The sequence below is a fragment of the Kurthia sp. 11kri321 genome (assembly GCF_001534765.1).
Classification (GTDB): Bacteria; Bacillota; Bacilli; order Bacillales_A; family Planococcaceae; genus Kurthia; species Kurthia gibsonii.
The window spans coordinates 109,522-134,515 of record NZ_CP013217.1; the positions used below are offsets into that span (position 1 = coordinate 109,522).

At 37.8% G+C, this 24,994-nt stretch carries 24 protein-coding genes; 15 read left to right on the forward strand and 9 right to left on the reverse strand.

From position 1 onward, the window contains the following. Positions 1 to 2 precede the first annotated feature (2 nt). Positions 3 to 2,939 (reverse strand): formate dehydrogenase subunit alpha, encoded by a 2,937-nt coding sequence (gene fdhF / locus ASO14_RS00605; RefSeq protein WP_068450258.1) that lies wholly within the window; start codon positions 2,937 to 2,939, stop codon positions 3 to 5. Between the two features lie 571 nt (positions 2,940 to 3,510). On the opposite strand from fdhF, the gene ASO14_RS00610 reads away from it, so the two are divergent. The 4 genes from ASO14_RS00610 to ASO14_RS00625 are packed head-to-tail and all read left to right on the forward strand — an operon-like array spanning position 3,511 to position 6,531. Continuing rightward, positions 3,511 to 3,858 (forward strand): Na-translocating system protein MpsC family protein, encoded by a 348-nt coding sequence (locus ASO14_RS00610; RefSeq protein ID WP_068450260.1) that lies wholly within the window; start codon positions 3,511 to 3,513, stop codon positions 3,856 to 3,858. A gap of 13 nt (positions 3,859 to 3,871) precedes the next feature. After that, the gene (fdhD, locus tag ASO14_RS00615; protein WP_068450262.1) at positions 3,872 to 4,672 is read left to right on the forward strand and encodes a formate dehydrogenase accessory sulfurtransferase FdhD; all 801 of its coding nucleotides are present in this window, start codon (positions 3,872 to 3,874) and stop codon (positions 4,670 to 4,672) included. 30 nt (positions 4,673 to 4,702) lie between these two features. Further along, positions 4,703 to 5,719, forward strand: a complete 1,017-nt coding sequence (gene moaA / locus ASO14_RS00620) for a GTP 3',8-cyclase MoaA (protein ID WP_068450264.1) — start codon at positions 4,703 to 4,705, stop codon at positions 5,717 to 5,719. Between the two features lie 29 nt (positions 5,720 to 5,748). Next, entirely contained in the window at positions 5,749 to 6,531 is a 783-nt protein-coding gene (locus tag ASO14_RS00625; RefSeq protein ID WP_068450266.1) for a formate/nitrite transporter family protein, read from the forward strand. Between the two features lie 41 nt (positions 6,532 to 6,572). On the opposite strand, the gene moaC is transcribed toward ASO14_RS00625, so the two are convergent. Genes moaC through ASO14_RS00640 form a run of 3 tightly spaced genes read right to left on the reverse strand, consistent with a single transcriptional unit; the run spans position 6,573 to position 8,122 of the window. Then, entirely contained in the window at positions 6,573 to 7,055 is a 483-nt protein-coding gene (gene moaC / locus ASO14_RS00630) for a cyclic pyranopterin monophosphate synthase MoaC (protein ID WP_068450268.1), read from the reverse strand. Positions 7,056 to 7,058: 3 nt separating this feature from the next. Next, complete coding sequence (gene mobA / locus ASO14_RS00635; RefSeq protein WP_068450270.1) at positions 7,059 to 7,631, reverse strand: molybdenum cofactor guanylyltransferase; 573 nt, start codon at positions 7,629 to 7,631, stop codon at positions 7,059 to 7,061. Further along, positions 7,628 to 8,122, reverse strand: a complete 495-nt coding sequence (locus ASO14_RS00640) for a MogA/MoaB family molybdenum cofactor biosynthesis protein (protein ID WP_068450272.1) — start codon at positions 8,120 to 8,122, stop codon at positions 7,628 to 7,630. Before ASO14_RS00640 ends, mobA begins: the two co-directional genes overlap by 4 nt. 95 nt (positions 8,123 to 8,217) lie before the next feature. Between ASO14_RS00640 and ASO14_RS00645 the strand changes: the two genes are divergently transcribed. The 5 genes from ASO14_RS00645 to moaD are packed head-to-tail and all read left to right on the forward strand — an operon-like array spanning position 8,218 to position 11,719. After that, entirely contained in the window at positions 8,218 to 9,234 is a 1,017-nt protein-coding gene (locus tag ASO14_RS00645) for a MoeB/ThiF family adenylyltransferase (RefSeq protein WP_068450274.1), read from the forward strand. Positions 9,235 to 9,246: 12 nt separating this feature from the next. Continuing rightward, positions 9,247 to 10,539: a molybdopterin molybdotransferase MoeA gene (locus ASO14_RS00650; RefSeq protein ID WP_068450276.1), complete on the forward strand. Its 1,293-nt coding sequence runs from the start codon at positions 9,247 to 9,249 to the stop codon at positions 10,537 to 10,539. Next, on the forward strand, positions 10,506 to 11,033 hold the full coding sequence (gene mobB / locus ASO14_RS00655; RefSeq protein WP_068450277.1) for a molybdopterin-guanine dinucleotide biosynthesis protein B: 528 nt from the start codon (positions 10,506 to 10,508) through the stop codon (positions 11,031 to 11,033). The genes ASO14_RS00650 and mobB overlap by 34 nt, the downstream gene beginning before the upstream one ends. Next, on the forward strand, positions 11,020 to 11,484 hold the full coding sequence (locus ASO14_RS00660; protein ID WP_068450279.1) for a molybdenum cofactor biosynthesis protein MoaE: 465 nt from the start codon (positions 11,020 to 11,022) through the stop codon (positions 11,482 to 11,484). The genes mobB and ASO14_RS00660 overlap by 14 nt, the downstream gene beginning before the upstream one ends. Before the next feature lies 1 nt (position 11,485). After that, entirely contained in the window at positions 11,486 to 11,719 is a 234-nt protein-coding gene (moaD, locus tag ASO14_RS00665) for a molybdopterin converting factor subunit 1 (RefSeq protein ID WP_068450281.1), read from the forward strand. A 108-nt stretch (positions 11,720 to 11,827) separates the two neighbouring features. Here moaD and modB read toward each other — a convergent pair whose 3' ends face one another. The 5 genes from modB to ASO14_RS00690 all read right to left on the reverse strand — a co-directional run bounded on the left by modB (position 11,828) and on the right by ASO14_RS00690 (position 17,536). Beyond that, positions 11,828 to 12,490 carry a molybdate ABC transporter permease subunit gene (gene modB, locus ASO14_RS00670; RefSeq protein ID WP_068450283.1) on the reverse strand — a complete coding sequence of 221 codons (663 nt, stop codon included), beginning with the start codon at positions 12,488 to 12,490 and terminating at the stop codon, positions 11,828 to 11,830. Positions 12,491 to 12,493: 3 nt separating this feature from the next. Next, on the reverse strand, positions 12,494 to 13,282 hold the full coding sequence (gene modA, locus ASO14_RS00675) for a molybdate ABC transporter substrate-binding protein (protein ID WP_068450284.1): 789 nt from the start codon (positions 13,280 to 13,282) through the stop codon (positions 12,494 to 12,496). Between the two features lie 79 nt (positions 13,283 to 13,361). Continuing rightward, complete coding sequence (locus ASO14_RS00680) at positions 13,362 to 14,045, reverse strand: TetR/AcrR family transcriptional regulator (RefSeq protein WP_068450286.1); 684 nt, start codon at positions 14,043 to 14,045, stop codon at positions 13,362 to 13,364. Positions 14,046 to 14,184: 139 nt separating this feature from the next. Next, entirely contained in the window at positions 14,185 to 15,480 is a 1,296-nt protein-coding gene (locus ASO14_RS00685; protein WP_068450287.1) for an MFS transporter, read from the reverse strand. Between the two features lie 25 nt (positions 15,481 to 15,505). After that, positions 15,506 to 17,536, reverse strand: a complete 2,031-nt coding sequence (locus ASO14_RS00690; protein WP_068450288.1) for a CocE/NonD family hydrolase — start codon at positions 17,534 to 17,536, stop codon at positions 15,506 to 15,508. 401 nt (positions 17,537 to 17,937) lie between these two features. Between ASO14_RS00690 and ASO14_RS00695 the strand changes: the two genes are divergently transcribed. From ASO14_RS00695 to ASO14_RS00720, 6 genes are all read left to right on the forward strand, one after another. After that, on the forward strand, positions 17,938 to 19,710 hold the full coding sequence (locus ASO14_RS00695; protein WP_068450289.1) for an oleate hydratase: 1,773 nt from the start codon (positions 17,938 to 17,940) through the stop codon (positions 19,708 to 19,710). 34 nt (positions 19,711 to 19,744) lie between these two features. Beyond that, positions 19,745 to 21,157, forward strand: coding sequence for an amino acid permease (locus tag ASO14_RS00700; RefSeq protein ID WP_068450290.1), 1,413 nt, complete (start codon positions 19,745 to 19,747; stop codon positions 21,155 to 21,157). 2 nt (positions 21,158 to 21,159) lie between these two features. Further along, positions 21,160 to 22,149 carry a choloylglycine hydrolase family protein gene (locus ASO14_RS00705; RefSeq protein ID WP_068450291.1) on the forward strand — a complete coding sequence of 330 codons (990 nt, stop codon included), beginning with the start codon at positions 21,160 to 21,162 and terminating at the stop codon, positions 22,147 to 22,149. 15 nt (positions 22,150 to 22,164) lie between these two features. Continuing rightward, on the forward strand, positions 22,165 to 23,553 hold the full coding sequence (locus ASO14_RS00710) for a glutamate decarboxylase (RefSeq protein WP_068450292.1): 1,389 nt from the start codon (positions 22,165 to 22,167) through the stop codon (positions 23,551 to 23,553). A 21-nt stretch (positions 23,554 to 23,574) separates the two neighbouring features. Next, positions 23,575 to 23,826 (forward strand): hypothetical protein, encoded by a 252-nt coding sequence (locus ASO14_RS00715; protein ID WP_068450293.1) that lies wholly within the window; start codon positions 23,575 to 23,577, stop codon positions 23,824 to 23,826. 613 nt (positions 23,827 to 24,439) lie between these two features. After that, entirely contained in the window at positions 24,440 to 24,853 is a 414-nt protein-coding gene (locus tag ASO14_RS00720; protein WP_068450294.1) for a hypothetical protein, read from the forward strand. The last annotated feature ends 141 nt before the right edge of the window (positions 24,854 to 24,994 follow it).

Consider the following 24,994-nt stretch of genomic DNA (forward strand, 5'->3'; position numbering starts at 1 on the left):
AATTATTCTCCCCCGTTCGTTGTTAAGTGTACATAACCTGGGCGATCCCATTTACGTTGTACTTCAACACCGTTTTGCGGATGACGTTTTTTAGAACGTGGATTTGTTCTTGGAAGCGGTGATTTACCTTTTGATTTTAAAACTTCCACACGTACTTTTGTTTGTTTATAAGCAGGTGTAGATGTATTCACATCTAATGTTTGACCTGTTAAGAAGTTGATTGCTGAATCTTTACTTGTCGAGTTCATCGGTAAGAATAGTTCGTTACCTTGTACACGATCTGTAATTAACGCTGGTAATTTTAGTGCGCCATTTGGTGATACTAATCGAAGTAATGCACCTTCTTCAATACCACGTTCTTTTGCAAGTTCAGGTGATACTTCGACATAAATTTCAGGTACTTTTGATTGAATACCTTGTGATTTATTCGTCATATTTCCTTCGTGGAAGTGTTCTAAAATACGTCCGTTATTAATTAAGCAATCATATTGTGCTTCATATTCTACTGGTGGAATCCAGTCATTTAATGCGAAGCGTGCTTTTTTGTCTGGGAAGTTGAAGCCATCTTCGTAAAGAAGTGGTGTATCTTTACCATCTAGGCTACCCCAACAGAAGCTACCCCAGTTTTCAAGAACATCATAGTTTGCTTGTGCAAAGAATGGTGTTAAGCTTGCCATTTCAGCGAAGATTTCACTTGGGTGGTTGTAGTTCCAATCAGCACCTAAACGACGTGCTACATCTTGTAGAATAACCCAGTCTGGTTTTGATTCGCCAAGAGATGGAAGTACTTGATATAGACGTTGAACACGACGTTCTGTATTTGTGAATGTACCTTCTTTTTCAAGTGATGGAGATGCTGGTAAGATGACATCTGCATATTGAGCTGTACGTGATAGGAAGCAATCTTGTACAACGAAGAATTCAAGTTGTGATAATACATAATCGACGTGGTTTGAATCACAGTCTACTAATGCCATATCTTCCCCAACTAAATACATCGCCTTCATATCGCCATCTGTAATCGCATCCAGCATTGCCATGTTTGTACGACCTGGTTCAGCTGGGATTTTTGAGCCATATGCTTCTTCGAATTTTTGACGCGCTGCATCGTCCGTTACTTTTTGGTAACCCGGTAATACGTTTGGTAATGTACCCATATCACAAGCACCTTGTACGTTATTGTGACCACGTAATGGATAAGCGCCTGCGCCTGGGCGACGGTAGTTACCTGTCGCAAGTAGTAAGTTTGAGATAGCTGCTGAAGTATAAGAACCACCGTTATTTTGTGTAACACCCATACCCCACAGTACACATGTACCGTCTGCTTCTTTAATCATCTTCGCTACTTCGATTAATGTCTCTTTTGAAATACCTGTTTCTTTTTCAGCGTATTCAAGTGTGTATTTATCAAGAACTTGTTTGAATTCTTCATAGAAGTTCACGTTGTTTTGGATGAACGCTTCATCATGCCATCCTTGGTCGATGATGTATTTTGTCACAGCCATTAACCATACTTGGTCTGTGCCTTGGTTTGGATGCATGTAAATGTCTGAGCGCTCTGCCATTTCGTTTTTACGAACGTCCGAAACGATTAATTTTTGACCGTGTAATTTATGTGCACGTTTTACGCGTGTTGCTAAAACAGGGTGTCCCTCTGCTGGATTTGCACCAACGATAATAACTAAGCCTGCTTTTGCGATATCTTTAATCGTACCTGCGTCACCACCGATACCAACTGTACGTTGTAAACCATCTGAAGCAGGTGATTGACAGTAGCGTGAGCAGTTATCGACATCATTCGTTTCGAATAATTGGCGTGCCATTTTTTGAATTAAGTAGTTTTCTTCGTTTGTAATTTTTGAAGAAGAGATGAATCCGACAGAGCCAGGACCATGTTCTTTTTGGATACCGCCTAATTTTGTAGCGATTAAATCAAGTGCTTCATCCCAAGATGATTCAACGAATTCATCATTTTTACGGATTAATGGTTTTGTAATACGTTCTTCTGAGTTGACGAAGTCCCAACCGAATTTACCTTTAACACAAGTTGAGATGGCATTAACAGGTCCTTCAGAAGGTTGAACTTTTAAGATTTTACGACCTTTTGTCCAAACTTCGAATGAACAACCGACACCACAGAATGTACAAACTGTTTTTGTTTTCTTTGTACGTTTACTACGCATCGCTGCTTCAATTTCAGAAATTGCAAAAATACCGCTATAACCTGGTTCTACTTCTTTGATTAAATCAATCATTGGTTCTAATGTATCTTGTTTAATACTTGTCATGAAGCCAGCTTCACCAAGCATTGATTTTTCCATTAGTGCGTTACATGGACATACAGTTACACATTGACCACAACTTACACATGAAGAATCATTGATGTCGACGCCTTCATCCCAAATAACACGAGGACGTTCAGCTTCCCAATCAAGTGATAATGTTTCGTTAACTTGTAGGTTTTGACATACTTCAACACATTGACCACAAGCGATACATTGGTTGGCATCGTAACGGTAGAATGGGTGAGAGCTATCTACTGCATTCTCTGGTTCTTCTTTTGGAGAGAAAGGATATTTTTGATGTTCAATACCCATCATTTCAGTTGTGTTGTGCAATGTACAGTTACCATTGTTGTTATCACAAACTGTGCAATAAAGCATATGGTTTTCGAGTAAACGATCCATCGCTTCTGTTTGTGCACCTTTGGCATTAGGGGAGTCGAGTTGAATGTTCATACCGTCAACCGCTTTTGTTGAACATGAGCGTACAAGTTGACCGTCTACTTCGACGATACAAGTATCACATGTTTTAATCGGATCAACTGAAGGTACATAACATACTTGTGGATGTTCGATGTTGTATTTATTGATTGTCTCAAGAATCGTTGCATCTGGTTCAACGTCATAAGGCAAACCGTTAATTTTGATTTGTGTCATGGGCTAGTTCCTCCGTTTTGTATTTTGATACGTTATCATCAGCGCGTTCATTTTGAAAAAAATGAGAGAATAGAAAAAATGAGCTTTTTTAAAAAAATTGTCTTGTTATGTATTTCTATTCCCTAAATTCCACAAAATAAATAAACAAGTGGTGATCTGTGTATCGAAACTTTGTAAAAAAAAATCCACCATGAATCAGCACACAAAAAGTTTGTATGTTGATTAGACATGGTGGATAAAATTCTTAGCATCTCTTGCTAAAAATCCAATCTACTTTTTAAATTGTTAGACTTAACTCATCGTTAAGAAAAATAGCATTTACCCATTCGAATGGAATAAGAAAATACCAAAAATCATAACGAAAAGAAAAATCCATATAACTGACACAATTATAGACCTATTCATCCGATTACACAATATCATCCGAGAAATATTCTTTATTGAGAATTATTATCAATAAAAAAAGCTCTTTAAATTTCTGAGGAGTTGCTTTATCATTAACCAATTGTAAGGGTGGGCTCGTCGTTGAAATGGTAAAATCAAGTAAAAACATGTGAGGAGAATGGTTAATATGTCTCAAAAAATTCATGCGTTTAATGATATTATTCGTAAGCTACGAAAGGATTTATTCGGTAAAGGTCCAGAACGAATTCACACCGTTTTTGTGGAGAATATGGCAGTATCGACATTGGTGGGAAATATCACACCAACGGAAAAATTCATCGCAAATTCGCCAGAAGGACTTAAAATGGTTCACGCTGCGAGAACTTCGATGATTCAAGATTTATATGCTGAAAAAACACCTGATGGCATGGAGGAGTTAGTTGGTTCTAAGCTTGTTCACCTTTTCTCTGATATTAAAATTGAAGAGGATATTGCCATTTCTGTTTTTGTCTTTGAGGACAATATTACGGAGTAGAGGGAGATGCCAGATGGAAAACACAGTAAAAAGAAATGTTCTTCGTATTGTGGGAAATAATGCGAAAGAAATGGAAGATACGATTGTGACAGAATACGCGGTTACTGTAAAAGTAAACCAAGAAGAATTTGTCACGATGGTTTGTACACCTGAATATGTAGAAGATATGGTTATTGGTTATCTAGCTTCTGAACGTGTCATTCGAGATTTTGATGATATCGAACAAATTTGGCATCAAGAGAAAGAAGGATTCGTACATGTGAAAACGAAACGCGTCAATCCATATTTCCAACAGATGCAAAATAAGCGCTACATTACATCGTGTTGTGGTGCCAGTCGTCAAGGGTTTGTCTTTGCGAATGATGCTTTAGTGGCAAAGAAGATGGAAGAAGTACATGTGCGCGTTACACCAGAAGAATGTCATCGTCTTATGCACAACATGCAAAATGATGCGACAATTTTTCAGGAAACAGGCGGCGTGCATAATGCTGCACTCTGTGATGCTTCAGGTATCGTATTAAGTCGTATGGACATCGGTCGTCATAATGCACTCGATAAAATTTATGGTTATTGCCTACGTAATCAAATCTCGATGCAAGATAAAATCATTGTATTCAGCGGACGCATCTCTTCAGAAATTTTACTGAAAGTATCAAAAATTGGCTGTGAAATCGTCTTATCAAAATCTGCACCAACAGCTTTGGCTTTAGAATTAGCAGACCATTTAGGTATTACAACAGTAGGCTTCATTCGAAAAGAGGGAATGAATGTATATACACATCAAGAACGCATTCAATTACAAGACGAATGTTAATTTGGATGAAAAAAGAAGGAGGAATTTCATATGAATCATGTTAAAGACCAACTTCAAAGACCGCTTAGGGATTTACGAATATCCGTAACAGATCGTTGTAATTTTCGTTGTAGCTACTGTATGCCAGCAGAAGTATTTGGACCTGATTATGCCTTTTTACCACACGATAAAATCCTCAGTTTTGAAGAAATTCAAAGACTGGTAAAAGTATTTGTATCGCTCGGAGTTGAAAAAATTCGGATTACAGGTGGAGAACCTTTATTACGAAAAGACTTACCTACACTTATTCACATGATTGACGCTGTAGAAGGCGTGAAAGATATTGCGATGACGACGAACGGGACACTATTAAAAAAATTCGCCCAACCTTTAAAAGATGCAGGTTTACAAAGAGTGTCGATTAGCTTGGATTCATTAGATGAGGATCGATTCTTTGAGATGAATGGTCGACGTGGTCGAGTGAAAACTGTTTTAGAAGGTATTGAAAAAGCCGCTGAAGTAGGACTTCAAGTGAAGATTAATATGGTTGTGAAGAAGGGGGTCAATGATCAAGATATTGAACAGATGGCTGCTTTCTTCAAGGAGAGACAACATATTCTTCGCTATATTGAATATATGGATGTCGGAAATTCAAACGGCTGGCGTTTAGATGATGTTGTTTCGAAAAAAGAGATTGTTGAAAAAGTAAATGCTTTTTCGCCCATTCAACCGATTGACCCGAACTATAAAGGGGAGGTCGCATCCCGCTTTGAATACGCAGATCAAAAGACAGAGATTGGTGTCATATCATCCGTTACCGACTCGTTTTGCTCTACATGTTCACGCGCGCGTATTTCGGCTGAAGGGAAGTTATACACATGTTTATTTGCGACAAAAGGAACGGATTTACGAGACTTAATTCGCAATGAAGAAGATGATGAAATCGTATTAAAACAGATTTCACGTGTTTGGGAAAACAGAATCGATCGTTATTCAGATGAACGAAATGAGCAGACGATGAAAGAGAGAAAGAAACATAAAATCGAGATGTCTCATATCGGTGGATAATGTACAAATTTGAGGAGATGTAAGAAGTTATGAGTTTTAATAAACCTGCAGAAATCGCAGAAATTGCTGTAAATGTTGGTGTCGAGAAAGTCGCATCACCAATCAAAAAAATGCTCGTTCTTGGTTTTTTAGGCGGCGCATTTATCGCATTAGGATTTTTATTAGATATTCGTGTTATGGCAGCTATGCCAGCAGAGTGGGGAAGCTTCATCACATTAATTGGAGCTTCTGTCTTCCCACTTGGTTTGATTCTTGTCTTATTAGCAGGGGCTGATTTAATCACTGGTAATATGATGACCGTACCTTTAGCATTATACGCAAGAAAAATCACATTCACGCAATTATGTATTAACTGGTTCTGGGTAACACTAGCCAACTTATTAGGTGCTTTATTTGTGGCATTTGCTTTCGGTCATTTTTTAGGATTAACAGAGACAGGTCCATTTTTAGATAAGACAATTGCTGTCGCAGACGCTAAAATTGGGGATTCATTCCTACATACATTCGTATCAGGAATCGGTTGTAACTGGTTAGTATGTTTAGCTGTATGGCTATCATTCGGTGCACAAGACTTCATCGGGAAAATCGTTGGTATTTGGTTCCCAGTCATGGCATTCGTTACACTTGGTTTCCAACACGTTGTTGCCAATATGTTCGTTATTCCAGCAGCTATTTTCGCAGGACATGCAACATGGGCAGACTTAGTTTCAAATGTTGTACCAGCATTCTTAGGTAATGCAGTGGGTGGCGCAATCTTTGTTGGTGCAATCTACTTTGTAGCGTACAACAAGAAAAAAGTAGCAGCAAAATAAATAAAAAAGGGGCAAGGTATTTCACCTTTGCCTCTCTCTTTTTATTGATGATTATAAACGCCGCTTTTACCACCCGTTTTTTGAACTAAATAAGTTTCTTTAATCACCATCGATTTATCAACTGCTTTACACATATCGTAGAATGTTAGTGCCGCAATCGAAACAGCTGTTAGTGCTTCCATCTCAACACCTGTTTTACCGCTACATTTGACTGCTACTTCGATATGCAGTTCATAGCCTTGTTCTACTTTTTGATAATCGAATGTAAAATCTGTACCTTGTAACATAATAGGGTGACACATCGGGATTATATCGGACGTTTTCTTTGCACCCATAATTCCAGCGATTTGTGCCACTTGTGTTGGATCGCCTTTTTTAATACCGCCATTTTGAATGGCTTCGTACACTTCGTCGGATAGTGTAATCGTACTGCGTGCAATCGCTGTGCGTTTTGAAATATCTTTATCTGAAATATCGACCATTTTCGGTCTACCTTCGTCGTTCCAATGTGTAAAGTTTGTCATAAGTTAATCTCCTTTTGGTAAATCTTGTTCGTAGTTAATATTTGTAAATACACGCTCGTTATCCGAGAATGGAACGTAATGAACGTGGATGAGGTCGAGCAAAGCCTTCATACTTCGTCGCTCTTGTGCGATGAGTTCCGCGGTTTTTTCTAAAATCTTTCGATGGTATAAACCAGCGAGTGGCTGGATGCGTTCATGTTGTTTTGGAATGATGGCGTCGTATGATTCGTCTATCTTATGCAACATTTTTTGAACAAAATCAGCTGTCATGTAAGGCATATCTGCTGCGATTAAAAAGAACCAATCGATTTCTTTGAATGTTTGAAGCAGTTCATGTAGTACGAAAAGAGGTCCTTGATGTTTTGTTTTTTCAATGAGAAAAGTCAGTTGTTCATCTGGTTGAAAGAAGGGGAGTAGATCATCATTTGTTGCGATAATATAACGTGATAATTGATTTTCTTTCAAGGATTGAAGACTATATTGATAAAGTGGTACATCATGTAAGGGTTCAAACATTTTAGGACGACCAAAGCGAGAGGACTGTCCGCCAGCTAATACGACACCTGCAATATTCATATGCGGTGCAACTCCCCTACGAAGTGTTGTACAGTAGGCAAAATGAGTTTTTGCATGGCTAGATTGACTGCATTTTTTGAACCAGGTATGACATAGATGGCTGTCTGTTTAAAGCAACCAGCCGTAGCTCGGCTGAACATCGCTTTTGGACCAATTTCGTCATAGCTTAATGAACGGAATAACTCACCAAAGCCAATCATCTCTTTTTCAAAAAGAGGTGTAACCGCATCATATGTTTGGTCGCGTTGTGAGAATCCAGTACCACCTGTAATAATAATGGTATTGATGTGTTCTTGAGCAGACCATTGGCGAACATGCTCGAGTATTTGAATGGGTTCGTCGCGTTCGATTACATAGTCGGCAACTTCAAATTTTGTATCTTGTAACAGTGTATGAATTAATTGTCCGCCGGTATCGGTATCCTTCGTTCGCGTATCACTAACCGTTAAGATGGCTGCGTGAATCGCTACTTCTTGATGTGTAGGGTGCAAAGACAGCGACCTCCTTGTGCGTATTTTGAGTCTTATTATAAAGCTATAAATAAAAACGTCAAACAAAAATTGTAAGAGAAAGGTGGCGAGTCGTCATGAATGACCGTTACTCAAGACAAGAATTATTTCGCCCAATTGGTGAAAAAGGACAACAATTATTAAGTGAAAAACATGTGTTAATTGTCGGTGTTGGCGCATTAGGAAGTGCGAGTGCAGAGGCATTAACGCGTGCTGGTGTAGGGAAATTAACGTTAATTGACCGCGACTATGTCGAATGGAGCAATTTACAAAGACAACAACTTTATACAGAAGCAGATGCAGCTGAAAAACTTCCGAAAGTGATTGCAGCTAAATCACGTTTACAAGCGATTAATTCGGATGTAGACATCGAAGTGCATATCGCAGATGCCTCAAGTGAATTACTGCCAACACTCGTTGAAACAGTAGATGTCTTAATTGATGCGACTGACAATTTTGATATCCGTTTTATCTTAAATGATATTAGTGCTAAATATAAAATTCCGTGGGTGTATGGTTCATGTGTGAGTAGCTACGGTGCAACTTATACGGTTATTCCAGACGAAACTCCTTGTTTTTACTGTTTAGTTGACGTCATTCCTAAAACGACGATGACCTGTGATACGGCAGGAATTATTAGTCCAGCAGTGCAAATTGTAGCAGCATACCAAGTAGCTGAAACACTGAAAATATTAACGGGGAATATAGAAGCAGTGAACCGTAAATATAAAACATTTGATGTCTGGCAAAATCAACATTTTGAAATTAATGTGGAGAAGATGCAAAATACTGCGTGTCCATGCTGTGGCGAACAAGCGACACATCCTTATTTAGCGTACGAAAATCAAACGAAATTAGATGTTTTATGTGGGCGCGATGCAGTTCAAATTCGTCCGCCAAAAGCGATTCAATATGATTTTCAAGCACTACAGTCTAAACTTGAAAAACAAGGGAATGTGCAGTGTAATCCGTATTTATTATCGTATCAAACGGATACATATCGCTTTGTTTTATTCCAAGATGGTCGCGTCGTCATTCATGGTGTACAAGACCCGCAACAAGCAAAAAAAATCTATTATCAATTACTAGGATGAGGAGTGTTCAATATGGTAGAGAAAAGAAATCCGATTGCTGTTTCAGAAGCAGTTAAACGTGTGATGGACTATGCTTATACAGAAAAAGTAGAATGGGTTCCACTCATAGAGGCGAATGAACGCTTCTTGGCAGAAAATCTTGCTGCAGATCAAGATGTCCCTTCTTTTGACCGTTCTCCTTATGATGGTTTTGCGATTCGTGCAGTGGATAGTCAAAAAGCGACAAAAGAGACACCAGTATCATTCAAAGTCGTTGGTGAGATTGGTGCGGGCTTTGTGTATGAACAGGAAGTACAAGCTTTTGAAGCAGTACGTATTATGACTGGCGCTCCGATTCCAAAAGGCTGTGATGCTGTTGTGATGTTGGAACTAACAAAAGATGAAGTACGAGATGGACAAACGTATATGTCGATTAACCGTTCGTATGAAGCAGGCACGAATATTTCATATCAAGGCGAAGATGTTCGAAAAGGCGAAGTATTAATTCAAAAAGGACAGTTTATTAATCCAGGTGTGATCGCATTACTCGCGACATTTGGTTATGCGAAAGTACCTGTTTTTAAAAAGCCCGTTGTTGGTGTAATTGCAACAGGTAGCGAATTACTTGAACCGAATGAACCGCTTCAAGCAGGTAAAATTCGTAATAGTAATGCATACATGATCATGGCGCAAATTGAGCGAGCAGGTGCAACTGCGAAATACTTCGGGCAGTTTAATGATGATTTAGATGTATGCATTGAAGAAGTGAAAAAAGCTTTAACACAAGTGGATATCTTAATTACAACAGGTGGCGTATCAGTGGGAGATTACGATTATTTACCAGCGATTTATGAAGCGATTGGTGCAACTGTTCTATTCAATAAAGTAGCGATGCGACCAGGGAGTGTAACAACTGTTGCCGCTTTAGATGGTCAGCTACTCTATGGTTTATCAGGTAATCCATCGGCTTGTTATGTTGGATTTGAATTATTCACCCGTCCGATTATTCGAAAAAGCTTTGGCAGTACAACACCACATTTACGCAGAGAAAAAGCGATATTGGGTGAGGACTTTACGAAAGCGAATCCATTCACACGTTTTATTCGAGCGACGCTGCATTATAATGATGGCCGATTAGTAGCGACACCATCTGGCTTTAATAAATCGAGTGCGGTATCCTCTTTAGCAACTGCGAATGCGTTCATCGTATTACCGGGTGGTTCGAGAGGTTATGAAAAAGATATGCCAGTAGATGTTTTACTGTTAGAAGATTTACAGGGAAGTGAGTGGCCATGGGACAATATCAAAAAATACTCCAAGTTGTAGGGTATCAAAATAGCGGTAAGACGACATTGATGGAACAACTCATTCGAGAAGCCACTGCGACTGAATTACGTGTAGCGACAATCAAACATCATGGGCATGGCGGTATTCCTGATGTAGAAAGTTCAAAAGATAGCACACGTCATGAACGAGCAGGTGCAGCAGTGGCAGCAGTAGAAGGTGGGGGGGTTCTACGGTTAAGTGCCAAAAGAGACCACTGGAACTTAGAGAAGATCCTTGCTTTATATCAGCATTTTCCGATTGATTTGATTTTAATTGAAGGGTATAAACATGCTTCCTACCCCAAAATCGTCATCTTACAAATGGAAGAAGATTATGAGTTATTGACAGAGTTACATGAGATTATGTGTGTGCTGTATTGGCCGACTTATACAGGTGAATTACCAACGAACTATCCTACTTTTTCAATTGACGCAAAAGAGGATTATCTAGCATTTTTATGTAAGGAAATGAGGTTTGAACATGCAGGAGAATAAGTTTGAGATTGTAGACCAACCAATCGATGTAGAAGCGATGCGTGCGAAGGTGATGGATCGTAACGCAGGAGCAGTTACATTATTTATCGGTACGGTTCGAGAGATGACAAAAGGGAAAAAAACATTGTCACTGCAATACGAAGCCTATGCACCAATGGCGATTAAAATGTTCGAACAAATCGAACGTGAAATTTTAGAGCAGTGGCCGGATGTACGATTAGCGATTACACACCGTGTCGGGTTATTAGCGATTTCAGATATTGCAGTAGTGATTGCAGTATCTTCGCCTCATCGTAAAGTTGCCTATGAAGCGAATGAATTTGCAATTGAGCGTATTAAACAAATTGTTCCGATTTGGAAAAAAGAACATTGGGAAGACGGGACTGCTTGGATTGGCGACCAACTAGAAAATGTACCGTATCCAAACGGACGACCAGAGGAGGCGGAATAAGATGATTTCGATTTTATTCTTTGCACAATTACAAGAAAGTATGGGGCAAGCACAGATGGAAGTGCCATTAGCAGGGAAAACAGTGGCAGAAGTGAAAGCTTGGTTAGAGAAAGAGTATCCATTACTCTCGTTAGGACAGGTAATGACAGCTGTGAATGAAGAATTTGCGCGCGATCAAACGATTGTCAATGAAGGGGACCAAGTAGCATTTATTCCACCGATTAGTGGCGGCTAAATAAAATAGTCTGGGCATGCATGTATATAAACATAAGAAAAACTGGAATCGCGTTTTGACGCGGTTCCAGTTTTTTGTTTCAAACGCTAAAAAAGTGACATGTTTTGTCTATGCATCAACTCGAATGAGATGAACACAGAGTAACATGATGAATGAGATGACTACCATACAAATGACGAGTGTCCATGCAACACTCATATTCCCTGAGTCAATTGCAGTATAGATGGCAAGTGGTGCAGTCTGTGTTTTACCAGGAATATTCCCTGCAAACATTAATGTAGCACCAAATTCACCTAATGCACGCGCAAAGCTTAAAATACCACCCGATATAATGGCTTTGGCAGCAAGTGGAATGGAGATGAATAGCAAGACTTTCCATTCACTTGCACCGTCTACACGCGCAGCATTTTCAATATCACGACTGACACCTTCAAAACCTGTTTTTGTCGATTGATACATTAATGGAAATGCGACGACAATCGAGGACAGAACAGCTGCCCAAAACGTGAAAATAATGGGTGCGTGAAAGAGCCATTCAATTGCGTCACCGACAAAACTATTTTTTCCGAAGATGACAATGAGTAAAAAGCCGACAACAGTAGGCGGTAACACAAGTGGGAGTAGAAGGAGTGTCTCAAAGAGTACCTTCCCGCGAAACTGCCGATGTGCCATCCATTTGCCCAGCAAAATACCGACAATAAGGACGACAATACTCGCGATGCATGCAACTTGTAGCGACAGCTTGAGTGGCGTCCAAATGTCCGTATTCATACACTATTTCGCTCCTTTGAACCCGTATTTTTCGAATGTTTTCATCGCTTCATCACTTTGTAAGAAATCATAAAAAGCTTGTGCTTCTTTTGGATGTTTACTGTCTTTAATGATTCCAACAGGATAGATAATGGGCTGGTGTGTATCACTTTTAGCAGTCGCAACTAATTGAGCTTTGTCGGAAGTACGCGCATCTGTTTCATAAACAAGACCAGCATCTACATTACCCGATTCTACATAGGTTAAGACTTGGCGTACATCTTTTGTGTAGACGATTTTGTCTTTTACGCTTGTCCAAAGCTTTAAAGCTTCAAGCGTTTCGCGACCGTATTGCCCAGCAGGTACAGATTCAGGTGTACCAAGTGCAATTTTTTTTGCTGTTGTTAAGTCTTTAAAAGACTGAATATTGTTGTTTGTATCTTTTGGTGTAATTAAAACTAATTCATTGGCTAATAAGTTCACTTGCTTGGATTTTTCAATATCACCACTCTGTACTAATGCATCGAATGGTTCTGAAGCTGCTGAAAAGAATACATCAACAGGTGCTCCTTGCGCAATTTGTTGTTTTAAAGCACCAGACCCACCAAAGTTGAACTGTACGTTGACATCTGTGTGTTCCTTCTCATATGTTTTTTGAAGTTCCACTAAAGCATCCTGCAAACTAGCGGCAGCTGACACAGTAAGGTCGACTGGCTGCTTAGATGAAGATTCTTTCGAAGTCTCTGTATTCGAACAAGCGGTCAGTAGTGCGAGTAACAATAAGGTTGTAACTAAACTATAAATCTTTTTCATTATGAATGAACTCCTTTTATAGCTCGTTATAACAAGACACCCTCATTATAATCATTTATAACTAAAATTGGAAGGTGGTTTATTCTTCTTGTTTTGGTTCTTTAAAATGAAACAGATTGGCATTTTGAACGATTTCTGTAATGTAATTCATCGTAATATCAACAGCTGTTTGAGCATCATAGCTTTTACGATTGTTTAAAATATTTGTAAACATACCTTGCCATACTAGAATCGTCAATTCATTAATTGCATCAACATTTTCTTCTTTGATATACCCTTCTTTTAAAGCAATCTCAAGGAATGAACGTCCACGTTTTGAAACATTACGTTCGAATAAAATGCTTTGTAATTCTTCAGGAATATTAATTAAATCAGCAGGATAAATTTTATAATAATCTTCTAATAGCTTTTCAGGTGGATCTGTTAAGTCCATGATAAATACTGCATGGAAGATTTGTGGTTGTTTGAAAGAATGACGACAGAAGCATTCCCAAGCAAGTAGGTATTGTTCAATAGGATCTTTTCCCTTTTGAATATATTGTGCAACTTCCTCTGTATAGTCTTTTAAAAATTTCATTGATGCAAAGAAGATCAGGTGAGACATTTCAGAGAAGTAATTATAAATCGTTGCGCTATTGTAGCCAGCGCGATCAGCTACTTTTCGAATCGTTACGTGCTCTAAACCTTCTTCTTGAATAATGTCAGCCGTTGCATCTACAAAGTATTTCCACATACGACTCATTTGAATCTCTTTTTTATTCATTACGTGTCACCTTTCCGTATATGTATTAGGTAAATTATAACAAACTATTGGAATGAAGGTGTGAATGGAAAAAGAAATCCGTCTTTACATAGAAAAGAACAAGTGACGCATACAATGTACGTTCACTTGTTCAAGAGATTTAATTTGTTACGATAGTTGCTTTTTTCACAGCTGCGATTTCTTTACGTTTTACACGCGTCATACGTTGCCATACAATAGCTGTTAATAAACCTAAAATCGTTAAGCCAAGTAGAATACCAAAGAGTACTTTATATCCTTCGATTCCACCGAAGTGGTCTAAACACGCACCTGCAACGATTGGCATGAAGACTTCACCACTATAACCAACAATCATTAGTGGCATAGCGACAGCACCGGTTGTTTCTACAGGATAGTCACCCTCTACAAGAATTGCAAAGTGTGTTGCTTGTAGTGCGTACATCGAGATGTAAATGACTGCGATAAAAATGAGTAATAATAAAATTAACGACGGTTTACCTGGTAATAAAATAAGTGCAACTAAGCCAGCTGCCAATACACAGTAACCGATAATGACCATGTTCGAAATACCGATGCGGTCACCGATAATCCCTGAACTAAAGCTACCGATTGGTCGGCAATATTGTGAGAAATAGCCAAGCGCAGCAGCGATAACAGTTGATGCACCGAATGCCGCTGTTGCATATGGTGTAATGTAATAGAAACTATTAATCATTGAGTAAGACGTTAAGATTAAAATTGCTGCTAACCATGTTGTTGGCATTTTTAAGATTTTGAATAGAACAGGCCATTTGAATTTAGTTTGGTCAGCTGCTTCACCAGCTTCAACTGCCGCATTACTGACAGGTTCGCGGTAGATAAATAGAATGATTAATCCTAAACTGATACACATAACAGAGTAGAAGATGATAACAGAAGTTAGTGCCATACTATCTGTTAATTTTTTTGCGACAAAAGCGAACATCGCAAGGACTAACGCAGATTCGATTACTTTGGCAAGACCACGACCACCTTCGAAGAATCCGAAAGCTTTACCTTGTTCATTTGAAGCAGCTAATGAACGAACCGCTTTGATTAAAGCTACCCAGAAAGTCATAATTGACGTAATACCCCAAGCGCCGTAAATCACAAGAAGAACAGGATATGGTGGATATAATAAGAGCGTAAAACCAAGTGCACCTGTCATAATGAGTGACAATGATAATAGATGTTTCGTCTTAAATCGGTCAGCTACATAACCACCAAAAATATACGAGATGATACAACAAATACCGTAGGCACTCCCCAGTGACCCCATTTGTGTATTTGTTAGATTAAATGCCTCTAAAAAGACATCATAGTAATAGTTTCTGAAGTAGGGAAGTGTATAAATCATTTCCCCTGCAATAATTAAAATCAGTAAAGTCGGTAAGTTTCTTTTTAATTTTCCTTCCATCCCAACACCCCATTGTTTCTATTGGTTATAAACCAATACGTTTCGTTTTTGTATCCCATATTTTTGTAAATGCATGTGCATCATTTTCATGGACAATCATTTCCCCTGTAATATAGAAATATTCTGCATCTGCTGTTTGTGTCACACGAATATCCCCGTTAATCCACCAGCCTTCACGACCAAGTTTCATTTTTTGTGTGATGGTATAAGCAGCAGACAGTGGATCTTGATTTGATAATGTTAGTTCACGTTTTAAATTGTGTTCTACTGTCACATCAATATCGTCAAAGCGATAAATTCCTTCTCCAAATACACCGCCTACACCGTCAGTAATACAAGTCCATGTATCCGTTAAGATGTTGTAAGCTATCGAACGATCAACACGTCCTTCTTGTAAAATCGTTGTCGGTGTTAATGATGCGCTTTGCGGCTGCATATTTGGTCCATTTGTTGTTTTTCCTTTGAATAAAGGAAGTGTAAGTTGTGCTGTGTGTAAATCGACTGTCAATGTTGCATCTTTCGGCATTGGCCAGAACATCGGCCAGAATGATGTCGCAATCGATAGACGCACTTTATGACCTGCTTTAAATGTATGTGCACAACAATCGAGTGTTACCTGTGCTTCGAATTTTTCCCCTGGTGTTAACAGTTGAACTTCTTCATGATTTTTAGTGTGCGTTAAGTTCATGACACCATACGATACTCTTGTGACAGAACCATCTGGTGCAACATCCGATAGCTGAGCGAATAGCATCGCATGTGTTTGGTCACTTGAGAGTGTTACTTTAAATGTCGGATCGCCTAGAATTTCAAAAGCTTCTTCTAGTGAGTCACCTTCAAATACCATTGCCATTCCATCATCAAGACGTTGGTCAGAATGTGTCTCTCCTAATACACCAGCACCCATCCATTCACCAGATAATAAACCATGATTTAGTGGGGTTTTTAGCTGAACTGTTTCGTGATTAGTTGAAGCAGTTGTTGTTAATTGCTTTTGTGTCAGATGATAAATTTGTTCTTCAACATCTTGAGAAGGCCATGCTTCTAGCCCAACCCAGCGACCTTTACTGATTGGTTTTAAAGCAGAAGGTGGCATGCTTTCTTCCATCCAAACTTCAACCATTGGACCGTCTAATGTATCGGTCTCTTTACCTTTTAACCAATGATCCCACCATTTTACAGCCTCTTGTAAGAAGCCCATTGCTGGTCCTGGAACACCATCATGTGGATAGACGTGCGCCCAAGGTCCGATGACACCTTTACGCGGAACTGAAAGCCCTTTCATAAGACGCAATACGGTATTCGTGTAAGAGTCTTCAAAGCCATCAAGTGCAAATACAGGAACTTGAATCGCATCATAATTTTCACTAACAGAGCCATGTTTCCAATAGTCATCTTTTGTTTGATGTTGCAGCCATTGATCCATCCATAAAGGCATATTTTCTAAACGTTCTAACCATTTTTCACGCCATTCATCACCGACGATATTCGGGTCAAGTGGACGCATTTGATAAGCAAGCATGATTGCTCCCCACCAGAAGTTATCGTTTAGTAAGCAGCCACCTTTATAGTGAATATCATCGTTATAGCGATCATCTGTAAATCCTAATGTAATAATTGCTTTTAAATGTTTTGGTTGTCGTGCTGCTACTTGTAATGAGTTGAAGCCACCCCAAGACTTACCCATCATGCCGATATTGCCGTCACACCAAGGCTGATTTGCAATCCATTCGATGACTTCAAGCGCATCATCTTGTTCAAGTTTTAAGTACTCATCTTTTAGTAAGCCATCCGATTCACCAGAACCACGAATATCTACACGAACAACTGCGTAACCGTTACCAGCAAAATAGCCATGCATTGGCTCATCACGTGCGCGTGTTCCATCTGTTTTACGGTAAGGAATGTATTCTAAAATGGCAGGTACTTTTTCACCTACAGGTACATTCGGTAACCAGATGCGGCTTGATAAGTTTGTTCCATCTTGTAGTGGAATCCACGTATTTTCGATTGTTTCAAACGTATAAGGAAAGTTAGTAATGATTTCTTTTGTCATGTTCAGCCTCCTAGATTATGTAATTTATAACCACAGTTATTTTATAATCATGATTATATTTGTTGGTTCAGTATAGCACCGCTCAAAATAATGAACAATACTATATTTGAAATTTTCTATCAAAAAAGAATTTTTTGTTATTTTATAAAAGTTGTTTTAAATAGTAGATGCGTAACATAACCTAGCTTTTTATAAAAAGTTTATGGTATGGATTTTCAAAAAATATGGAAAATTGAGTCGATTAAAAATGGTTAAAGTTGTGAAATAGGGGGAACGAATTGTGGTAGAGTGGTTAGATTTTGAATGATAAAATTTAGCCCGATTGTTCGTCACCCGAAGAGGCAGTTGGTAGACTGTTTTTTTAACAAAAGACTACACATGTAATTTGGGAGGAATCAACTATGTATAGAAGTAATGGTAACTATGAAGCATTTGCACGACCGAGAAAACCAGAAAGAGCCGATCGCGTATCCGCTTATTTAGTTGGTTCAGGGTTAGCATCTTTAGCAGCCGCAGCATTTTTGGTGCGCGACGGTCAAGTACCAGGAGAGCGTATTCATATTTTAGAGGAACTCTCGATACCAGGAGGTTCATTGGATGGCATTGATCGTCCTGACGCTGGATTTGTTATTCGTGGTGGTCGTGAAATGGAAGCACATTTTGAATGTTTATGGGATTTATTTCGCTCTGTCCCTTCACTTGAAGTAGAGAATGCTTCTGTACTTGATGAATTCTACTGGTTGAATAAAGATGATCCAAACTCATCTCATTGCCGTATTATTCATAAAAAAGGTGAACGCTATCCAACAGACGGTCAACTCACGCTAAGCGAAAAATCCGTTAAAGAGATTTTACATTTATGCCTTCAAAAAGAAGAAAACTTACAAAATAAAAAAATTACAGATGTTTTTTCTAAAGAGTTTTTTGAATCAAACTTCTGGACGTATTGGTGCACAATGTTTGCCTTTGAAGAATGGCACTCTGCAATGGAAATGCGTCGCTACCTCATGCGCTTTATTCACCATATTGATGCCCTCGCAGATTTCTCCTCATTAAAATTCACTAAATATAATCAATATGAATCGCTAGTTTTACCGTTAATGAATTATTTAAAAGAACAAGGTGTTCATTTCCAATATGACACAGTAGTAAAAAATGTGATGATGAGTAAAGGTGGTCTAGAGAAGGTTGCAAAAGAACTTCATCTTACAGTAAAAGGTGAAGAGCAAGTCGTTCAATTAAGTGAAGACGACCTTGTATTTGTAACGAATGGTTCAATCACAGATAGTTCAACATATGGAACACAAGACGAACCCGCACCGCCAACATATAAAACAAGCGGTGGATGGGACTTGTGGAAAAATTTAGCTGCACAGGATGCGGACTTTGGATATCCTGAAAAATTCTACAAAAATATCCCTAAGGCAAGTTGGTTTGTATCAGCAACCGTTACAACATTAGATGATAAAGTAGCACCATATATTGAGAGAATTAGTAAACGCGATCCCTATGCAGGTAAAGTTGTAACAGGCGGTATTGTTCATGCTAGAGACTCTAATTGGAAAATGAGTTATACATTAAATCGACAGCCACATTTTAAAGCACAGCCAAAAGACGAATTAGTTGTTTGGGTATATGCACTAATTTCAGACCAACCTGGTAATTATATTAAAAAACCAATTACAGAATGTACAGGAATGGAAATTGCATGTGAATGGTTATACCACATGGGTGTACCGGTGAATGAAATTGAAGATTTAGCACGTAACTCATGTAATACAGTCCCATGTTACATGCCGTATATTACGGCTTACTTCATGCCACGTGCATTAGGTGATCGTCCACTCGTTGTTCCCAAAGGATCTAAAAACTTAGCGTTCATCGGTAACTTTGCAGAAACAGAACGCGATACGGTATTTACAACAGAATATTCTGTTCGTACAGCGATGGAAGCAGTTTACACATTCCTAGATATTGAACGTGGCGTACCAGAAGTATTCGCTTCTTCATATGACATTCGTATGTTGCTGCGCGCCTCTTATTATTTAAATGATAAAAAAGGTATTCGCGATATGAAAGTTCCAATTTTAGAAGGCATGTTGGCAAAGCATGAATTAAAGAAAATTAAAGATACGTTCATTGAAGAACTTTTAGAAGATTCGGGACTTCTATAGATTTTCTTATATTTAAACAGACGGGAGTAATGGAATGACACAAAAACGCAGTATATCAAAGTTTGGGTTCTTTGCGATGACCGCATCGTTATTTATAACGGTGTACGAATATCCAACATTCGCTGAGTCAGGTGTCATGCTTGTCTTTTATTTACTCCTTTGCGGTATTTTTTGGTTTTTACCAGTAGCGCTCTGCTCAGCAGAGCTAGCTACGGTAAAAGGAAATCAGGACGGTGGTTTATTCAGTTGGGTTAGTCGTATGATGGGCGAACGTTTTGGATTTGCGGCTATTTTCTTTCAGTGGTTTCAAATTACGGTTGGATTTGTAACGATGATTTACTTCATTATTGGTGCATTAGCATATGCATTAGATTTTAATGCTATAAATCAAAATCCGGTTTATAAATTTATCGCAGTTTTACTTATTTTCTGGGCTTGTACATTTTTACAATTTAGAGGAACGCAACTAACAGCACGTCTTGCAAAAGTAGGTTTTTTCGTAGGGATTATTATTCCAGTAGTTCTTTTACTCGTTTTATCGATTCAATATTTTAATAATGGACACGAAATTGCGAGTTCCTTTACAAAGAATGGATTCTTCCCAAAAAACCAAACAGACTTTGCGGCACTTGTATCTTTCATGTTGGCATATATGGGTGTAGAGGCATCTGCACCGCATATCAAACAACTTGATGATCCGAAGAAGAATTACCCGAAAATTATGATTTATCTCGTTATTGCAGGAGTTGTTCTAAGCACCATTGGTGGTAGTGTTGTATCAATGGTTGTACCAAGTGACAAGTTATCTTTGAATTCAGGAGTTGTACAGGCTTTTGAAACGCTTGTTTTAACAGGACATCCTGAGCTAGGCATCTTCGTAAAAGTAGCAGCCATTCTTTTAACAATTGGTGTACTCGCACAAGTAAGTTCATGGATTGTTAGTCCTACTGAAGGACTTCATTTTGTAGCACAAAAAGGTTTGTTGCCAGCTTATTTTAAAAAGACGAATAAAAATGAAGTTCCTGTACCCCTTATTTATTTGCAAGGTCTTTTAGTAAGCATATGGGCTGCTATCTTAACATTTGGTGGTGGCGGTAATAATGTATCGTTTTTAACCGCGATTTCTTTAACCGTTATCATCTATTTAGTTGCCTATGTCATGTTGTTTATTAGTTACTTCTTATTAATTTTAAAAGCAAAAAACAAAGGATTGGAACGCTCTTATAATGTTCCCGGAGGCCATATCTCAAAAATAATTGTCGCTTCAAGTGGTTTGATTTTGTCGATTTTAGCTATTGTCTCAGCCTTCATCATACCCAGTGAATTGAAGGGTACTCAAGGGTCCACTTATATTTTGACATTGACTGCAGGCTTTATCATAACTGTTGCAATTCCATTTGTTTTTTACCATTTCTATATGAAACATAAACAAGTAAAGGATGTGTAAATATGTGTACAAGTATTTTTACTGTAACAAAAGATGGTAAGTATCTATTATCACGCACGATGGACTTTTCGTTTGAACTCGATACACAACCTGTTTATTTACCAAGAGAACATTCATTTGAGTCAGTAGTGGATGGAACAGAGTATGTTGGTAAGTATGGCGTACTAGGTGCAGGAACAGAGATTGAAGGTCTCTATACTGTTGCCGATGGTGTAAATGAAAAAGGCTTATCAATGGCTGAACTTTATTTACCAGGGGAAGCTTATTATGCAGAAGATAGTAAGGAAGGAGCAATTAATTTAGCACCACATGAATTTATTACATGGGCAATTGAACGTTTTGCAACGATTGATGAGTTAGAAAAAGAATTACATCAAGTACATCTTGTAGCAAAATCGGCACCGCTTATTAACATTATTACACCACTGCATTGGATTGTGACAGATCGTACAGGAAGATGCGTTGTTATTGAACCGCTAACAGAAAATCTAACAATTACAGAGAATCCTGTAGGTGTTATGACAAATACGCCGAATATTCAATGGCATTTTTCGAATTTGCATAACTATTTACATGTGCGTCCGAAACAATATCCTCCTGTGAAATTTGGTGAATATGAAGCAAGAGCTTTCTCACAGGGAACGGGAACGATGGGGTTACCTGGTGGTTATACACCTCCTGAGCGATTCGTTCGAGCGGCATTCTTTAAAGAACATATTAAACAAGCTGAGAACGAAACAGAGGGCGTATCGAATGCCTATCATATCCTTTCAACAGTTCGTATTCCAAAAGGAATTGTTGTTACAGCAGATGACCGAGAAGATTTTTCTCAATATGTCGGAACGATGTGTAACACGTCACTTACGTATTACTACACATCGTATGAGAATTATCAGATTGCTAAAGTACAAATGACCGATGAGCTTTTACAATCAACAGAACCTAGAATGTTTAAAGTTCAAAAAGAAGAAGCATTTAAAGAGTTGAATTAGAAAGGAGGTTCTTTTATGAAGAAAAAACACTTACCAGATGATGCAAGCCCTTTGTATGGTTCGTTAGCATCAGGTAAAGACGTTGTTTTGAAAAAGTTACGTAAAAAACCAATTAGTGCCCATATTGCCTATCAATTAATTAAGGATCAGTTAATTGATGAAGGAAATGCAAGACAAAACTTAGCGACTTTTTGTCAAACATATATGGAACCAGAAGTCACAAAATTAATGTCTGAAACAATGGAGAAAAATGCAATTGATAAATCAGAATATCCAGAAGTAGCACGCTTAGAAACGAGTTGTGTGAATGTACTAGCTGATTTATGGAATGCACCGGATGCCGAGGAAGTGATGGGAACGTCTACTGTTGGTTCAAGTGAAGCTTGTATGCTTGGCGGTATGGCAATGAAGTTTCGTTGGCGAAATCTTGCACGTGAACGCGGACTCGATTTAAATGCACAAAAACCAAATCTTGTGATTTCTTCAGGTTATCAAGTATGTTGGGAAAAATTCTGTGTCTATTGGGATATTGAGATGCGTGAAGTACCAATGGATGAAGAACATTTAAGCATTAATTTAGATAAGGTAATGGATTATGTAGATGAGTACACAATTGGAATTGTGGGTATCTTAGGTATTACGTACACAGGTAAGTTTGATGATATTGAGGCGCTCGATCAACTTGTTGAAAAGTACAACGAAACACATGAACATCAGCTTGTTATCCATGTAGACGGTGCAAGTGGTGCAATGTTTGTACCATTCGTTGATCCTGATCTTGCATGGGATTTCAGATTGAAAAATGTTGTATCAATTAATACATCTGGGCATAAATATGGGCTTGTATATCCAGGTGTTGGCTGGATTTTATGGCGAAATCAAGAATATCTACCAAAAGAATTAATTTTTGATGTGAGCTATCTAGGAGGGAATATGCCAACAATGGCGATTAACTTCTCTCGTAGTGCGAGTCAAGTTGTGGGCCAATTCTATAATTTCTACCGTTTAGGATATGAAGGGTATCGTGAGATTCATAAACATTCACAGAAAGCAGCCATGAATATCTCAAAAGCAATTGAAGAGACAGGACTCTTTAAATTGTATAATGATGGCGAAAATCTGCCCATTGTTTGTTATACGTTGAAAGAAGATGCCGATGTATCTTGGAATTTATATGAATTAGCTGACCGTCTTCAAATGAAGGGGTGGCAAGTTCCAGCATATCCATTACCAGCCGATTTAGATGATATTGTCATTCAACGTTTTGTATGTCGAGCCGATTTAGGTCAAAACCTAGCAGACTCTTTAATAGAAGATTTCTTACAGTGTATCGAAGATTTAAATCATGCACGTGTCTTATTCCACGATGATGATGAACCACATGTACATGGGTTTACACACTAAATTAGAAGGAGTGTTTTATATATGACAAACTATGAAGAGAAAAAGGACAAAGTGATTGATAAAATGGCGGAAACGTTAATGAAATTGGATGAAGTACTTGAAAAGTTAGAAGCGAATAAAGAAGATGATAAGTCACATCGCATGAAGGAATGGTATGAAGAGAAGAAAGTCATTCATGAATTTAAGCGTTTATTACATGAAATTCAAAAATATGATCATTATGATGAAAAAGAAGAAGCTAAAATTGACAAGCAATTTGAAGAATACAAATAGTTAAGTGAAGCAGGTGCATATTCTTTTGCACCTGCTTTTTGTTATACTATCTCTAAAAAAGGAAGATTCTATGCGAAAAAAAGAAGGACGAATTCGACATTTTTTTCGAGATGTAAAAAATCTAATTCGTGAAGTGATTTGGGAAGGTATTATTCAAGGTTTTTTGAGTTTTCTCTTGAATCTAATTCTAGCGATTTTTCGATTCACTTTACACTTATTTAAATAAAAGGGGAGGTAAGTTTAGCAAAAGTAGAAGCAATCTATTCATTACTCAAATTTCAATATGCACTATCTCATCTCAAAAATAAGCAAGAAAAGATATTTTTAAAAAGTAATTTAAAATAAGGCTTTTTATATAAAAAAACAATCAGTTTAAGTCTTTTAGCATCGATTCTAGAATGCTTTCTATTACATATTTTCTTTTAGGAATAAAAATGAAATAAAAGTATTTTTATATAGCGTGAATTTATTGAAGTGGGGTTAATTTATACCATGTTACAAACTTTGTTAAAATGGTAGTGTTATATACATGTTTATTTTTTTATAAGTAATAATAAAGTGATAGTTAAAATACATTATAGAAAACGTATTCGTTTAAATTAAGGAGAAAGAGATGCTGAACATCAGTGGTAGATTCTACTTTTATATTGCATTAGAAATTGTTTTAGTTAGCATTGTACTTGGGTGTACATACTATAATATAGATATGGTATCTTTGTTTATCTTAGTAATGAGTCCATTCTTTTTACTATTTAGTGCCATTTGGCTAGAAGTGAACGAACGAAAAAATCCTCTACTCATCTTGGGGAGTATTACTTTATACGTATTGATTGTGTTAACTAGTTATTTAATGACTTTACATATCGGAACAGAAAAATATTTACCAAAGGCGTCACATTTTAATGAAGGAAGTATGGTCACATTTATTATTTCAATTGTGACAAAGGAAATGCTAATAGGTGTAAGTGTTTATTTGGTGCTCCTCTATTTTTTTAAGGAAAATAACAATAAAACAACAACAGAATAGGATGTATGACCTCTTTACATAAAAGTTACAATCGATAAGAATAAGACTATAAAAGTTTACATAAATCGCCAAACTTGTGTACACTTAATAAGTGAATGTAAAAATCAAGTTATTTATATTAGAACTTCAAAGAAAAATACT